At 71.5% G+C, this 12,712-nt stretch carries 13 protein-coding genes and 2 pseudogenes; 6 read left to right on the top strand and 9 right to left on the bottom strand.

The genetic code is table 11. The features are described 5' to 3' along the window. Positions 1–38: 38 nt before the first annotated feature. Positions 39–1,028 (bottom strand): agmatine/peptidylarginine deiminase, encoded by a 990-nt coding sequence (locus tag EAO70_RS32205; RefSeq protein WP_261993144.1) that lies wholly within the window; start codon positions 1,026–1,028, stop codon positions 39–41. A gap of 343 nt (positions 1,029–1,371) precedes the next feature. Here EAO70_RS32205 and EAO70_RS32200 point away from each other — a divergent pair, with 343 nt between their 5' ends. After that, entirely contained in the window at positions 1,372–2,793 is a 1,422-nt protein-coding gene (locus tag EAO70_RS32200) for a cytosine permease (RefSeq protein ID WP_148006313.1), read from the top strand. 40 nt (positions 2,794–2,833) lie between these two features. Here EAO70_RS32200 and EAO70_RS32195 read toward each other — a convergent pair whose 3' ends face one another. The 3 genes from EAO70_RS32195 to EAO70_RS39740 form a co-directional block, all read right to left on the bottom strand. Continuing rightward, positions 2,834–3,922, bottom strand: coding sequence for a branched-chain amino acid aminotransferase (locus tag EAO70_RS32195; protein ID WP_148006312.1), 1,089 nt, complete (start codon positions 3,920–3,922; stop codon positions 2,834–2,836). A gap of 256 nt (positions 3,923–4,178) precedes the next feature. Then, positions 4,179–5,219: a 3-isopropylmalate dehydrogenase gene (locus tag EAO70_RS32190; RefSeq protein WP_148006311.1), complete on the bottom strand. Its 1,041-nt coding sequence runs from the start codon at positions 5,217–5,219 to the stop codon at positions 4,179–4,181. Positions 5,220–5,299: 80 nt separating this feature from the next. Further along, the gene (locus tag EAO70_RS39740; RefSeq protein WP_260461862.1) at positions 5,300–5,431 is read right to left on the bottom strand and encodes a hypothetical protein; all 132 of its coding nucleotides are present in this window, start codon (positions 5,429–5,431) and stop codon (positions 5,300–5,302) included. A 438-nt stretch (positions 5,432–5,869) separates the two neighbouring features. On the opposite strand from EAO70_RS39740, the gene EAO70_RS32185 reads away from it, so the two are divergent. Both EAO70_RS32185 and EAO70_RS32180 read left to right on the top strand, forming a co-directional pair. Then, complete coding sequence (locus EAO70_RS32185; RefSeq protein ID WP_148006310.1) at positions 5,870–6,211, top strand: PadR family transcriptional regulator; 342 nt, start codon at positions 5,870–5,872, stop codon at positions 6,209–6,211. Further along, the gene (locus EAO70_RS32180) at positions 6,208–6,951 is read left to right on the top strand and encodes a hypothetical protein (protein ID WP_148006309.1); all 744 of its coding nucleotides are present in this window, start codon (positions 6,208–6,210) and stop codon (positions 6,949–6,951) included. The genes EAO70_RS32185 and EAO70_RS32180 overlap by 4 nt, the downstream gene beginning before the upstream one ends. Positions 6,952–6,958: 7 nt before the next feature. Here the strand turns inward: EAO70_RS32180 and EAO70_RS32175 are convergent, their stop codons facing one another. Then, complete coding sequence (locus EAO70_RS32175; RefSeq protein WP_148006308.1) at positions 6,959–7,495, bottom strand: GNAT family N-acetyltransferase; 537 nt, start codon at positions 7,493–7,495, stop codon at positions 6,959–6,961. 119 nt (positions 7,496–7,614) lie between these two features. Here EAO70_RS32175 and EAO70_RS32170 point away from each other — a divergent pair, with 119 nt between their 5' ends. Then, on the top strand, positions 7,615–8,508 hold the full coding sequence (locus EAO70_RS32170) for an alpha/beta fold hydrolase (RefSeq protein WP_148006307.1): 894 nt from the start codon (positions 7,615–7,617) through the stop codon (positions 8,506–8,508). Here the strand turns inward: EAO70_RS32170 and EAO70_RS32165 are convergent. The 3 genes from EAO70_RS32165 to EAO70_RS32155 all read right to left on the bottom strand — a co-directional run bounded on the left by EAO70_RS32165 (position 8,498) and on the right by EAO70_RS32155 (position 11,478). After that, complete coding sequence (locus EAO70_RS32165) at positions 8,498–8,734, bottom strand: hypothetical protein (protein ID WP_148006306.1); 237 nt, start codon at positions 8,732–8,734, stop codon at positions 8,498–8,500. The genes EAO70_RS32170 and EAO70_RS32165 overlap by 11 nt on opposite strands. Before the next feature lie 143 nt (positions 8,735–8,877). Continuing rightward, positions 8,878–10,518: an L-glutamate gamma-semialdehyde dehydrogenase gene (pruA, locus tag EAO70_RS32160; protein WP_148006305.1), complete on the bottom strand. Its 1,641-nt coding sequence runs from the start codon at positions 10,516–10,518 to the stop codon at positions 8,878–8,880. A 33-nt stretch (positions 10,519–10,551) separates the two neighbouring features. Further along, entirely contained in the window at positions 10,552–11,478 is a 927-nt protein-coding gene (locus tag EAO70_RS32155; RefSeq protein WP_148006304.1) for a proline dehydrogenase family protein, read from the bottom strand. A 309-nt stretch (positions 11,479–11,787) separates the two neighbouring features. Between EAO70_RS32155 and EAO70_RS40130 the strand changes: the two are divergent. Next, positions 11,788–12,321: pseudogene (locus EAO70_RS40130) on the top strand (aldehyde dehydrogenase family protein); the annotation flags it as partial. Between the two features lie 102 nt (positions 12,322–12,423). Here the strand turns inward: EAO70_RS40130 and EAO70_RS39730 are convergent. Continuing rightward, positions 12,424–12,549: pseudogene (locus EAO70_RS39730) on the bottom strand (hypothetical protein); the annotation flags it as partial. Between EAO70_RS39730 and EAO70_RS32140 the strand changes: the two are divergent. Beyond that, entirely contained in the window at positions 12,493–12,663 is a 171-nt protein-coding gene (locus EAO70_RS32140; RefSeq protein ID WP_261993169.1) for a helix-turn-helix domain-containing protein, read from the top strand. The pseudogene EAO70_RS39730 and the gene EAO70_RS32140 sit on opposite strands and share 57 nt — an antisense overlap. The last annotated feature ends 49 nt before the right edge of the window (positions 12,664–12,712 follow it).

Here is a 12,712-nt window from a genome sequence, read left to right as displayed (position 1 = left end):
CGGGTCACTCGTACGTTCTACCTCATCCCCTCCCGGCCTCAGACCTTCGGCTGCTGCTGGGTGATGCAGTGGATGCCGCCCCCACCTGCGAAGATCGTGCGGGCGTCGACCAGGACGACCTCGCGCTCCGGGAAGAGGCGGCGGAAGATCTCGGCGGCCAGCTCGTCGTGCGGGTCGTCGAAGGCGCAGAGGACCACGCCGCCGTTGCACAGGTAGTGGTTGATGTACGAGTAGTCGACCCAGTCGCCCTCCTCGTCCTTCAGGACGGTCGGGGCCGGGATCTCGACGACCTCCAGGGGGCGGCCCTGCGCGTCGGTCTGGCCGCGCAGGATGTTCACGTACATCCGGGAGCGCTCGTAGTCGGGGTGGGCCGGGTCCTGCTGGCTGTGGACGAGGACCGTGCCGGGGCGCGCGAAGGCGGCGACGATGTCGACGTGGCCCTGGGTGCCGTAGAGGCCGTAGTCGCCGCTGAGGCCGTGCGGGAGCCAGATCGCCTTCGTCGTGCCGAGTCTGGCGTGGATCTCGCCCTCGACCTGCTCGCGCGTCCATCCGGGGTTGCGGCCGGAGCCGAGCTGGACGGTGTCGGTCAGCAGGACGGTGCCCTCGCCGTCGACGTGCAGGGCGCCGCCCTCGTTCACCAGGGACGAGGAGAGGACCGGGACGCCCGCCGCGTCCGCGACGTGCCGCGCGATCTTCGAGTCGTGCTCCCAGCGGGCCCAGTCCTGGGCGCCCCAGCCGTTGAACACCCAGTCCACGGCGGCCAGTCCGGCGCCGTCGGTGACGAAGGTCGGGCCGATGTCGCGCATCCAGGCGTCGTCGAGGTCCCGCTCGACCAGCTCGACGTCCTCGCCCACGAGGGCGCGGGCCGACTCGGCGTCGCCGGGCGCCACCACCAGCGTGACCGGCTCGAAGCGGCGTACGGCACGGGCCACGGACGCCCAGGCGGTACGGGCCTCGGCCAGCTCCTCGGCGTTGGTGAAGGTGGGGTTGGGGCTGGGCCAGGCCATCCAGGTGCGCTCGTGCGGCATCCACTCGGCAGCCAGCCGAAGACGATCACCCCCAGGCAGAGGTTGGACCCGAGCAGGATCGCGACGAGATCCCGGGGCCCGCTGGTGCGTTCGACCTCGGGGACGGTGTCGACTCCGCGCTGTTCTATGGGCATGGGGTCTCCTGGGGGACGGGAGCGGCGGGCCGTCCGACCGGGCGGGACGCGTAGGGCCGTCCGACCACGGCCGACCCCGCACCGTCCTTTTGAGCGACACTCTAAATGTTCAGCCGCTTTCCTCCAAGCATTGACTCCACCGGCTGGCTCGGGTCACATTGAGCGTCGCTCTAAACATGCCCCGCCGCTCCCGTCCCCCAGGAGACCCCATGCCCATAGAACAGCGCGGAGTCGACACCGTCCCCGAGGTCGAACGCACCAGCGGGCCCCGGGATCTCGTCGCGATCCTGCTCGGGTCCAACCTCTGCCTGGGGGTGATCGTCTTCGGCTGGCTGCCGGTCTCCTTCGGGCTCGGGCTCTGGGCCTCGGTGACCTCCGTCGTCACCGGCACCCTCGTCGGCGTGGCCGTCACCGCCCCGCTGGCCCTCGTGTCGCTCCGTACCGCCACCAACCTCTCCACCTCCTCCGGCGCCTTCTTCGGCGTACGGGGACGGCTGGTCGGCTCGGTGGTCGGTCTGCTGCTCTCCCTCGGATACACGGCGCTGACCCTCTGGATCGGCGGCGACGTGATGGTGGGGACGCTCGCCCGGCTGGTCGGCCTGCCGACCGGCGGCGCCGCGCACGCCGCCGTCTACGCGCTGCTGGCCGCCGGCACCGCGGTCGCCGCGGTGTTCGGCTACCGGCTGCTGCTCAAGCTGAGCAAGGCGCTCTCCGTCGTGATGACCGTGCTCCTCGCCCTCGGGGTCCTGGCGTACGCCGGCGACTTCACGGCGGCCGCGGTGCCGGACACCCCGTACCTGCTCGGCTCGTTCTGGCCGACCTGGCTGCTCTCGGCGGTGGCGGCGGGCCTCAGCGGACCGGTCGCGTTCATCACCCTGCTCGGCGACTACACCCGGTACGTCTCCCCCGAGCGGCACAGCTCCCGGTCCGTCTGGCGGGCCACCTGTCTCGGTCTGCTCGTCGGGCTCCTGGTCCCCCAGCTCTTCGGCACGTTCACGGCGCTCGCCGCCCGCGGCGGACTCGACTACGCCGGGCCGCTGGTCGCCGCCTCGCCCGTCTGGTACCTCGTCCCGCTGCTGCTCGCGGCCACCGCCGGCTCCGTCGGCAACGCCGGGCTGATGCTGTACTCGATGGGCCTCGACCTGGACGCCATCCTGCCCCGGGCCACCCGGGCGCGCGCCACGCTCGTGGTCGCGGCGGTCGCGACGGCCTTCGTCTTCCTCGGCCACTTCGCCTCGGACGCGCAGTCGGCGATGACCTCGTTCGTGCTGCTGCTCACGGCGATCGGCACGCCCTGGGCGGTGATCACCCTGATCGGCCACGTGCGCTGCCGGGGCGCGTACGACCCGGAGGCCCTCCAGGTCTACAACCGGCGCTCGCGCGGCGGGATCTACTGGTTCTCGGCGGGCTGGCACCCGCGCGCCACCGCCTCCTGGGCGATCGGCGCGGCGGCCGGCCTCGCCGCGGTGTCGACGCCGATGTACGAGGGGCCGCTGCTCGCACTGACCGGCGGGATCGACTGCAGCTTCGTGCTGTCGGGTCTGGTGGGCGGGACCCTGTACGCGGTCCTGACGCCGAACAGGGCCCCCGGGACCGTGACGGCCCCGGAAGCCCTGGCGCGGGTGGAGTAGACACCGGCCCAGCTGGTGCATCCGGCGGGCGGGGTACCTACTAGCCCAGCTGGTGCATCCAGCCGTGGACGTCCTCGGCCCGGCCGGTCTGGACGGCGAGGAGCGCCTCACGGAGCCTCATCGTGACCTCGCCGGGCTCGCCGTCCGACTGCTGCCACTCGCCCCGGGCGGACTTCACCGTGCCGACCGGGGTGATCACGGCCGCGGTGCCGCAGGCGAAGACCTCGGTCAGGGTGCCGTTCTCGCTGTCGGTCTGCCACTGGTCGATGGAGATCCGGGACTCCTCCGACTCGTAGCCGAGGTCCTCGGCGACCTTGAGGAGCGAGTCGCGGGTGATGCCCGCGAGCAGCGAGCCGGTGAGGGTCGGGGTGACGATCTTGTTCCCGTACACGAAGTACAGGTTCATGCCGCCGAGCTCCTCGACCCACTTGTGCTCGACCGCGTCGAGGTAGGCGACCTGGATGCAGCCCCTCTCGGCGGCCTCGGCCTGGGCGAGCAGGGAGGCGGCGTAGTTGCCGCCGGTCTTGGCGTCGCCGACGCCGCCGGGGACGGCGCGGACCCGGTCCTCGGAGGCCCAGATGGCGACCGGCTTGACGCCCGCCGGGAAGTACGCGCCGGCCGGGGAGGCGATGACCACGAACAGGTACTCGTTGGCCGGGCGGACACCGAGGCCGACCTCGGTCGCGATCATGAACGGACGCAGGTAGAGGGACTCCTCGCCGCCGTGCGCGGGCACCCACGCCCGGTCCTGGCGGACCAGGACGTCGCAGGCCTCGATGAAGGTCTCGACCGGAAGCTCCGGCATGCCGAGGCGGCGCGCGGAGTACTGGAAGCGGCGGCCGTTGGCGTCGGGGCGGAAGGTGGCGACGGAGCCGTCGGGGTGGCGGTAGGCCTTCAGGCCCTCGAAGATCTCCTGCGCGTAGTGGAGGACGCTGGTCGCCGGGTCCAGGTGCAGCGGGCCGTACGGCACGAGCTGCCCGTCGTGCCAGCCGCGTCCCTCGGTCCACCGGATGGTGACCATGTGGTCGGTGAAGTGGCGGCCGAACCCGGGGTTGGCCAGGATCGCCTCGCGCTCCGCGTCGGACAGCGGGCTGGAGGAGGGCTTGAGCTCGATGGTGGGCGTCGTCATGAGTGCGTGTCCTTCACCGGTTGTGTGTGTCGGACCGCGCTCACGCCTCTGTCTGCGGCTGACGTCCGCGGTACGTGGACGTCCGAGCATGCCCGCATGCCGCGGCCCCACGTTCGATTATCGCTCGTGGGGACCGGTGCGTGAAACGGGTGAACACGGTCCAGGGTTCGATGGTTGCACCCTGCGGCCGCACAGGTACAGCCGCCGGGCGCTTGAGGCGACCCGGCGGCTGCTGTGGAGAGTCAGTCGGCGCGGGTCAGCTCGCTACTCGCGCGGCGAGCGCGTCGCCGATCTCGTCCGTCGTGCGGACGGAGTCGCCCCGCTCGGTGAGGTCGGCCGCGACGGCCTCCTCGACCCGGACGGCCTCGGTCTCGTAGCCGAGGTGGCGCAGCAGGAGCGCGACGGAGAGGACGGTGGCCGTGGGGTCGGCCTTGCCCTGACCCGCGATGTCCGGCGCGGAGCCGTGGACCGGCTCGAACATGGACGGGAACGCGCCGCTCGGGTTGATGTTGCCCGAGGCGGCGACGCCGATGCCGCCGGAGACGGCCGCGGCGAGGTCGGTGATGATGTCGCCGAAGAGGTTGTCGGTGACGATCACGTCGAAGCGGGCCGGGTCGGTGACGAGGAAGATCGTCGCGGCGTCGACGTGCAGGTAGTCGGTGGTGACGTCGGGGAACTCGGCCGCGACCTTGTGGAACGTGTCCGTCCAGAGGTGGCCGGCGAAGGTCAGCACGTTGTTCTTGTGGACCAGCGTGAGCTTCTTGCGCGGGCGGGCCTGGGCGCGGGCGAAGGCGTCGCGGACGACCCGCTCGACACCGAAGGCGGTGTTGACCGAGACCTCGGTGGCGACCTCGTGCGGGGTGCCCTTGCGGATCGTGCCGCCGTTGCCGGTGTACGGGCCTTCGGTGCCCTCGCGGACCACGACGAAGTCGATCTCGGGCTGCCCGGCGAGCGGGGTCGCGACGCCGGGGAGCAGCTTCGAGGGACGCAGGTTCACGTGGTGGTCGAAGGCGAAGCGGAGCTTCAGGAGGAAGCCGCGCTCAAGGACCCCGGACGGCACCGACGGGTCGCCGATGGCGCCGAGCAGGATGGCGTCGTGCTTCTTGAGCGAGTCGAGGTCGGCGTCGGTGAGGGTCTCACCGGTGGCGTGGTAGCGCTTCGCGCCGAAGTCGTACTCCTCGGTCTCCAGCTTCACGTCCTGGGGAAGGACGGCCGCGAGGATCTTGAGGCCCTGGGCCACGACCTCCTGGCCGATGCCGTCGCCGGGAATGACTGCGAGATTGATGCTGTGAGACATGTCGGCACCCTACTCTTCGTCCCATCGTCTGACACGTCTCGTCCATCATGTGGACGAAGCGCCATTCGGGTGACGGGGTGTCAGTGGCCGGTGGAGCCGCCGTTGTCACGGCGGTCGAGGGCGCGCTGGAGGGCGGCGGCGGCGTTCTGCCGGGCCTCGTCGCTGGGACGGTTGGCGGAGTGGCGGACGCGGCGGGCGGTCTGAGTTGCCATGGGGGATCGACTCCTTGAGATCAGTGGTGATCCGGCGTGCGGAGATCAGTGGTGATCGAAGGTGCCGGCAGGGGCGGGGAGCGCCGCCGCAGGGGTTGCCTGCACAGGGCGTCGCGCTCTCGACCGCCATTCGCTGATGAAGCGAGACGTTCGGCTTCTACAAAGCTAGGGCAGGTCCCCTCATCTGTCTCCACAATTACTCGGACTTCCTACTATCTGAGACGGGACACCACGGCGCGTCAGCCCGCGATGGCCCGCAGCTCGCGGATGAGGGCCAGGTGGGACCCGCCGGCCAAGGCGCCGCCGACCCACAGGCCCCGCCGGTCCCGCAAGCCCCACCGACCCACACCGACCTCGCCCCGATGGGCAGCGACCCCACCACCCTCGGCTCCACTATCTAGTTTGCATTCCTACCTAGCTGGTGCTGCAATACACCCCATGGCCGCAGACCGCAGATCCAGCTGGCTCAAGGGAGTCCTCGACCTGCTCGTCCTCTCCCGCCTGACCGACGGCGAGAGCTACGGGTACGAGATCGCCAAGGCCCTCGCCGAGGCAGGGCTCGGCGAGATCAAGGGCGGGACGCTCTATCCCGTACTGAACCGCCTGGAGGAAGCGGGTCTGGTGGAGGCCGAGTTCCGCGCCGCGGAGCGCGGCCCGGGGCGCCGCTACTACCGGCTCACCGCGCGGGGGCGCGAGCACCTCGCCGCCGAGAGCCGCGACTGGCTGCGCTTCCACCGCGCCGTCGAGACCACGCTCCACCCAGGGGGAACCACCGCATGACGACCGCATCCGACCGCTACTTCACCGAGCYCGCCGACGCGCTGCGCACCGCGGGGGTGCCGCCGGAGCAGATCGACGCCACCGTCGAGGACCTGCGCGGGCACCTCTCCGGCACCGGGGCGCACCCGGAGGAGGAGTTCGGCCCGGCCGCCGCGTTCGCCGCCCGGCTCGGCGGGCTCGCGCCGCTGCCGGGTGAACCGGACGGCCGGGCGGAGAGCTGGACCTGGACGGCGGATCTCTTCAACGACCGCCGGATGCTCGCCGTCCACGGCGACCAGGGCTGGGAGGTGGAGTCGCTGGACGCCCTCGGCCGGTTCGTCTGCCGCCGCCCGGCGACGGCGACCCTGCGCTGGGAGTACCGCCGGGAGGTCATCGGGGCCGGGCGGCGCGCCAGGGTCCTGGCCGAGCTGGAGCCGGAGGGCTGGGAGCCGTGCGGGGAGTGGCTGGTGTACGGCTACTTCAAGCGGCCGCGCGCGGCGACGGCCGGCCCCGCCGGCGCCCTGGACACCCGGCCGGCCACCCCGCACCGGTGGCTGTTCCTGAGCCGCCGCGGCAAGGCGGCACTCGCGGTGTGGGTGGTCGTGGTGGGGGCCGCGACGGCGGCGTGCTTCATCGGGACGCTCGGCACGGGCGGGCTGGCGATCACCATCGCCCTCGCCTCGATGTTCTCCGCCCTGTTCACCTCGCACCTGGAGACGGCCAGGGGGCGGGTGGAGCAGGAGCGCCCGAAGGGCTCCTGACTCCTCCTCACATCACGTCGCCGTCGCGCCAGTCGAAGACGAGCGCGGCGGCCGGATCGGGCAGCCCCAGGCCGGCGGCCGGGCGCAGCAGGACGCACCCCTCCTCCTCGGGGAGCCGGACGATCCCCTCGGGGCTCATGGCCTCGATGCGCCCCTCCCAGACCTGCCAGCCGCGCGCCCGGTAGAGCCCGGCTCCGTCGTCCGAGGCACCAAGGGCCCCGAAGGCGTGCGTCCCGTCGATGACCCGCTCCAGTGCGGCCATGACGGCGCCGCCGAGTCCCCGCCGCCGGAGGTCGGCCCGGACGGCGACGCCCTCGACGTAGCCGACGCGGTGGGAGCGCCCGCGGTGGCGGGCCCGGCGCAGGACGACGGCGCCGTGGGCGGCGATGCCGTGCGCGTCCTCGATCCAGGCGTGGACCCCGCCGAGGCAGTGGTCCCAGTCGTCGTCGGAGAAGTCCTCACCGAAGGCGTCGTCGAGCAACGCGCGTACGGAGCGGAGCCGGTCGGCCCCGAGTTCGTGGGTGGGCGCGGTCCTCACGGTCATGCGAACAGGCTCCCACACCCTCCCCCGCCCCTCTCTAACCCTTAAAGCGACATTGACAGGTTAGTTGAGGCCTGCTTGAGTCGACCCATAACCACTGTCACGCACACAAGGGGTTAGAGATGACGAACGCCGTCCTGTCCGTCCACCACTGCACGGCCACGGTCCGGGGCCACGAGATCGCCTACCGGGAGGCCGGTCCGGCCGACGCGCCCGTCCTCCTCCTGCTGCACGGCTTCCCGACCAGCTCGCACATGTTCCGCGACCTGATCCCGCTGCTCGCCGACCGCTACCGTCTGATCGCCCCCGACCACCTGGGCTTCGGCCGCAGCGCGGCGCCCGACGCGGCCGACTTCTCGTACACCTTCGCCGAACTGGCCGAGCTCACTTCGGAGTTCACCGAGGCCCTGGGGCTGGAGCGGTTCGCGCTCTACGTCCAGGACTACGGCTCCCCCATCGGCCTGCGCCTCGCCCTGGCCCACCCGGAGCGGATCACGGCGATCGTCACGCAGAACGGCAACGCGTACGAGGAGGGCCTCGGCGCCGAGGCCTGGGCGCCGGTCTTCGCCCTGATCGAGGAGCGCACCCCGGAGACGGAGGCGCCGGTGCGCGCCCTCCGCTCCCCCGACGGCATCCGGTGGCAGTACGAGACGGGGGTGCCGGCCGCGTACCGGGACCTGCTGAGCCCGGACGCCTGGCACCACGACGCCGCGCTGATGGCCCGCGAGGGGCAGGACGACATCCAGCTCGGTCTGATCGCCGACTACGGCTCCAACGTCGCGCTGTACCCGGCCTTCCAGGAGTACCTCCGCACCAGCCGGGTCCCGCTGCTGGCGGTCTGGGGCGAGGGCGACGAGATCTTCGTCCCGGCCGGGGCCGAGGCCTTCCGCCGGGACCTGCCGGACGCCGAGATCCACCTGCTGCCCACGGGCCACTTCGCCCTGGAGACCCACGCGCCGGCGATCGCGGAACTGATCGGGGACTTCCTCGCGCGGCGCGCCGACCTCAGGCCGTAGCCCGCTCCAGATCGCGGCCGACCCGCTCCAGCCACCCGGCGAGCTCCTCCCGGGAGGAGGCCTCGCCCCCACTGAGGGCGGCGGCCTGCGCGTCCGTGATCCGGTCGGACCCCGACGCGGTGAGCAGCCCGTGGAGCCGCTTCACCAGGGACATCATCCGCAACGCGTCGAGATGCTCGACCGCGTCGACCCCGTGCCCAGGGCCGAGTGTCGTCGAACCGGGCATGTCGCACCTCCTCGCCGATCCCCCTCCCAGCAGCCTAAGCCCCCCGAATGAGAACCGCCCCATCAAGGAGACCCTGGTCCCGCCGACCGAGTACGACTACCCCCACATGGGCTGACCCCCCGGCCTCCGGGGAGGCCGGGGGGTCAGCCCATGTGGGGGTAGTCGTACTCGGTCGGCGGGACCAGGGTCTCCTTGATGGCGCGGGTCAGCGTCCAGCGCATCAGGTTCTGCGGGGCGCCCGCCTTGTCGTTGGTGCCCGACGCGCGGCCGCCGCCGAAGGGCTGCTGGCCGACGACGGCGCCGGTCGACTTGTCGTTGATGTAGAAGTTGCCCGCGGCGAAGCGGAGCTTCTCCATCGTGTACGCGGTGGCCGCGCGGTCGCCGGAGATGACCGAGCCGGTGAGGGCGTAGTCCGAGACCGACTCCATCTGGGTCAGCATCGCGTCGTACCCGTCGGCGGCGCTGTCGTCGTACACGTGGATCGCCAGGATCGGACCGAAGTACTCGGCCTTGAAGACCTCGTTCTCCGGGTCGGTGCACGCGATGACGGTCGGGCGGACGAAGTAGCCCACCGAGTCGTCGTACGTGCCGCCGGCGATGATCGTGCAGGTCGGGTCGGCCGCGGCGCGGTCGATCGCGGCCTTGTTCTTGGCGAACGAGCGCTCGTCGATGACGGCGCCGATGAAGTTCGACAGGTCGGTGACGTCACCCATGGTGATGCCGTCGACCTCGGCCGCGAACTCCTCCTTGAAGCCGTCGTTCCAGATCGACGCGGGGACGTACGCACGCGAGGACGCGGAGCACTTCTGGCCCTGGAACTCGAAGGAGCCGCGGGTCAGCGCGGTCTTGAGGATGGCGCGGTCGGCGCTGGGGTGCGCGACGACGAAGTCCTTGCCGCCGGTCTCGCCGACGATCCGCGGGTACGAGCGGTACTTCTCGATGTTGGTGCCGACCGTCTTCCACAGGTGCTGGAAGGTCCTGGTCGAGCCGGTGAAGTGGATGCCGGCCAGGTCGCGGTGGTTCAGGGCCACCTCGGAGACGGCGATGCCGTCGCCGGTCACCAGGTTGATGACGCCCTTCGGCAGGCCGGCCTCCTCCAGGAGCTCCATGAGGAGCACGGCGGAGTGGGTCTGCGTCGGGGACGGCTTCCAGACCACCACGTTGCCCATGAGGGCGGGGGCGGTGGGCAGGTTGCCCGCGATGGCCGTGAAGTTGAACGGCGTGATCGCGTAGACGAAGCCCTCCAGCGGGCGGTGGTCCAGACGGTTCCACACACCGGGGGAGTTCGCCGGCGGCTGCTCCGCGAGGATCTGGCGGGCGTACGCCACGTTGAAGCGCCAGAAGTCGACGAGCTCGCACGGGGTGTCGATCTCGGCCTGCTGGGCGGTCTTCGACTGGCCGAGCATCGTGGACGCGGCCAGCGTCTCGCGCCACGGGCCGGCGAGCAGCTCGGCGGCGCGCAGGATGATCGCGGCACGGTCGTCGAAGGACATCGCGCGCCAGGCCGGGGCCGCGGCCAGGGCCGCGTCGATCGCGTCCTGGGCGTCCTGCGCGGTGGCGCCGCGGAAGGTGCCGATGACGGCCTGGTGGTTGTGCGGCTGGACGACCTTGAACTCCTCGCCGCCGCCGAGGCGCTTCTCGCCGCCGATGGTCATCGGCAGCTCGCGCGGGTTCTCGGCCAGCTCCTTGAGCTTGACCTCCAGCCGGGCGCGCTCGGGGGAACCGGGGGCGTAGCTGTGCACCGGCTCGTTGACCGGAGCGGGGACCTGGGTGACAGCGTCCATGAGTCGCGTAACTCCTTGTGAGGGGTGGGGGGCTCAGCCCTTGGTGAGGATGGAGCGGACGAAGAAGAGGAGGTTGGCCGGCTTCTCCGCGAGGCGCCGCATGAAGTAGCCGTACCAGTCGGTGCCGTACGCGGTGTAGACACGCATCCGGTGGCCCTCGGCCGCGAGGCGGTGCTGCTCCTCGCTGCGGATGCCGTACAGCATCTGGAACTCGTACTCGTCCAGCTTGCGCCCGGCGCGGCGGGCGAGCTCCTGGCCGATGGAGATCAGGCGCGGGTCGTGGGAGCCGATCATCGGGTAGCCCTCGCCGTCCATCAGGATCTTCATGATCCGGACGTACGCCTTGTCGATGCCGGGCTTGTCCTGGATGGCGACGGAGGCGGGCTCCTTGTAGGCGCCCTTCACGATCCGGACGCGGGAGCCGTTCGCGGCGAGGCGGCGGGCGTCGTCCTCGGTGCGGAAGAGGTAGGCCTGGATGACGCAGCCGGTCTGCGGGTGGTCCTTCCGCAGCTCCTCGTGGATCGCGAACATCGAGTCGAGGGTCGTGTGGTCCTCGGCGTCCAGCGTGACCGTGGTGCCGATCTCGGCGGCGGCCGCGACGACCGGGCGGACGTTCGCGAGGGCCAGCTCGTGGCCGTTCTCCAGCGACTGGCCGAACATCGAGAGCTTGACGGACATCTCGGCGCGCTCGCCGAGACCCAGCTCCTTCAGACGCCCGATGAGCTCCAGGTACGCGTCACGGGCGGCGTGCGACTGCTCGACGGTGGTGATGTCCTCACCGACGACGTCGAGGGTGACCTCCAGGCCGCGGTCGCTCAGCTCCTGGACGATCGGGACGACGTCCTCGACCGTCTGACCGGCGATGAAGCGGGCGACGACCTGCTTGGTCCCGGGGGCGGCCGACACGAAACGGCGCATCTTGTCGCTGCGCGACGCGGCGAGGATCACGGGACCCAGCACGGGGACCTCCAGAAGGACAGGGTGACGAAGGGGGCCGTACCCGGTCTTTGCGAAGAATCCGGGAACAGCACGAAGAACCACCGTGAAACCTAGGGACCGCTCCGATCGTCCGCCATCTACAGCTGTCACGCATCCGTGGGCCGCATCTCATACATATGTCTGAGAGGGTGCGAGAATGGCGCTGTGAAGGGCGATTACCAAGAACTGGTGGACGAGATCTCCGCGCTCCTGGGCGCACCCGCGACGCTGGAGAACCGCGATTTCGGTCTGATCGCCTTCGGCGCCCACGACAGCGACGACGACAGCGCGATGGACCCCGTCCGGACCCGGTCGATCCTGACCCGGAAGTCGACCCCGGCGGTCCGCGCCTGGTTCGAGGGCTTCGGCATCACCCGGGCGACCGGCCCGGTCCGCATCCCGGCCGCCCCGGACGCCGGGGTGTTCCGGGACCGCATCTGCCTGCCGGTACGCCATCGGGGTGTCGTCCTGGGATACGTCTGGCTGCTCGACGCCGAGCCCGGCCCCCCGCCCGCCCGGCTGGAGGCCGCCATGGAGGTGGCCACCCGCATCGGCGACCTGCTCGCCGACGAGGAGCGCGCGGACGCCGACCTCTCGCGCGAGTTCGCCGCGGCCCCGGCCTGGCGCGCGATGTCCTTCGACGACCGTGCCGCGATCATCCTGCGCGCCGCCGAGCTGCTCGCCGGCCCGTGGCGCGAGACGCTGGCCGCGTCCACGATGCTCGGCCAGTCGAAGACCGCCCAGCAGGCCGAGATCGACACCCCGTGCGAGCTCGTCGACTTCTGGCGCTTCAACGTGGCGTACGCCCGCCAGATCCTCGCGGAGCAGCCGCCGGCGAACTCCCCCGGTGTGTGGAACGGAACGCAGCAGGCGGTCCTCGCCGTCGTCCAGGTCCAGGCCGGTGAGCTGCTCGACCCGGGACAGCCGGTAGTAGAGGGTCTGCCGGTGGATGCCCAGCGCGGCCGCCGTGCGTCCCGCCTGGCCCGCACCGCCGAGGTGTTCCTCGACAACGCGGGCCAGGCGGGACGCACGGCGGCCGCGCTGGGCATCCACCGGCAGACCCTCTACTACCGGCTGTCCCGGGTCGAGCAGCTCACCGGCCTGGACCTGGACGACGGCGAGGACCGCCTGCTGCTCCACATGTCCCTCAAGTCGGCCCGGCTCTGAGGGCGGCCGGGTCCCCGCAACCGCCCGCCAGGGCCGAACAGCCGCCCCA

It is taken from the genome of Streptomyces sp. adm13(2018) (assembly GCF_008042145.1).
Taxonomy (GTDB): domain Bacteria; phylum Actinomycetota; class Actinomycetes; order Streptomycetales; family Streptomycetaceae; genus Streptomyces.
This window is presented reverse-complemented; position numbering and strand designations above follow the sequence as displayed.

What these genes read in the sequence shown, in the direction of transcription:
- EAO70_RS32205 (WP_261993144.1), bottom strand. Translation starts at nt 1,028, where the DNA reads ATGCCGCACGAGCGCACCTGGATGGCCTGGCCCAGCCCCAACCCCACC.
- EAO70_RS32200 (WP_148006313.1), top strand. Translation starts at nt 1,372, where the DNA reads ATGCCCATAGAACAGCGCGGAGTCGACACCGTCCCCGAGGTCGAACGC.
- EAO70_RS32195 (WP_148006312.1), bottom strand. Translation starts at nt 3,922, where the DNA reads ATGACGACGCCCACCATCGAGCTCAAGCCCTCCTCCAGCCCGCTGTCC.
- EAO70_RS32190 (WP_148006311.1), bottom strand. Translation starts at nt 5,219, where the DNA reads ATGTCTCACAGCATCAATCTCGCAGTCATTCCCGGCGACGGCATCGGC.
- EAO70_RS39740 (WP_260461862.1), bottom strand. Translation starts at nt 5,431, where the DNA reads ATGGCAACTCAGACCGCCCGCCGCGTCCGCCACTCCGCCAACCGTCCC.
- EAO70_RS32185 (WP_148006310.1), top strand. Translation starts at nt 5,870, where the DNA reads ATGGCCGCAGACCGCAGATCCAGCTGGCTCAAGGGAGTCCTCGACCTG.
- EAO70_RS32175 (WP_148006308.1), bottom strand. Translation starts at nt 7,495, where the DNA reads ATGACCGTGAGGACCGCGCCCACCCACGAACTCGGGGCCGACCGGCTC.
- EAO70_RS32170 (WP_148006307.1), top strand. Translation starts at nt 7,615, where the DNA reads ATGACGAACGCCGTCCTGTCCGTCCACCACTGCACGGCCACGGTCCGG.
- EAO70_RS32165 (WP_148006306.1), bottom strand. Translation starts at nt 8,734, where the DNA reads ATGCCCGGTTCGACGACACTCGGCCCTGGGCACGGGGTCGACGCGGTC.
- pruA (WP_148006305.1), bottom strand. Translation starts at nt 10,518, where the DNA reads ATGGACGCTGTCACCCAGGTCCCCGCTCCGGTCAACGAGCCGGTGCAC.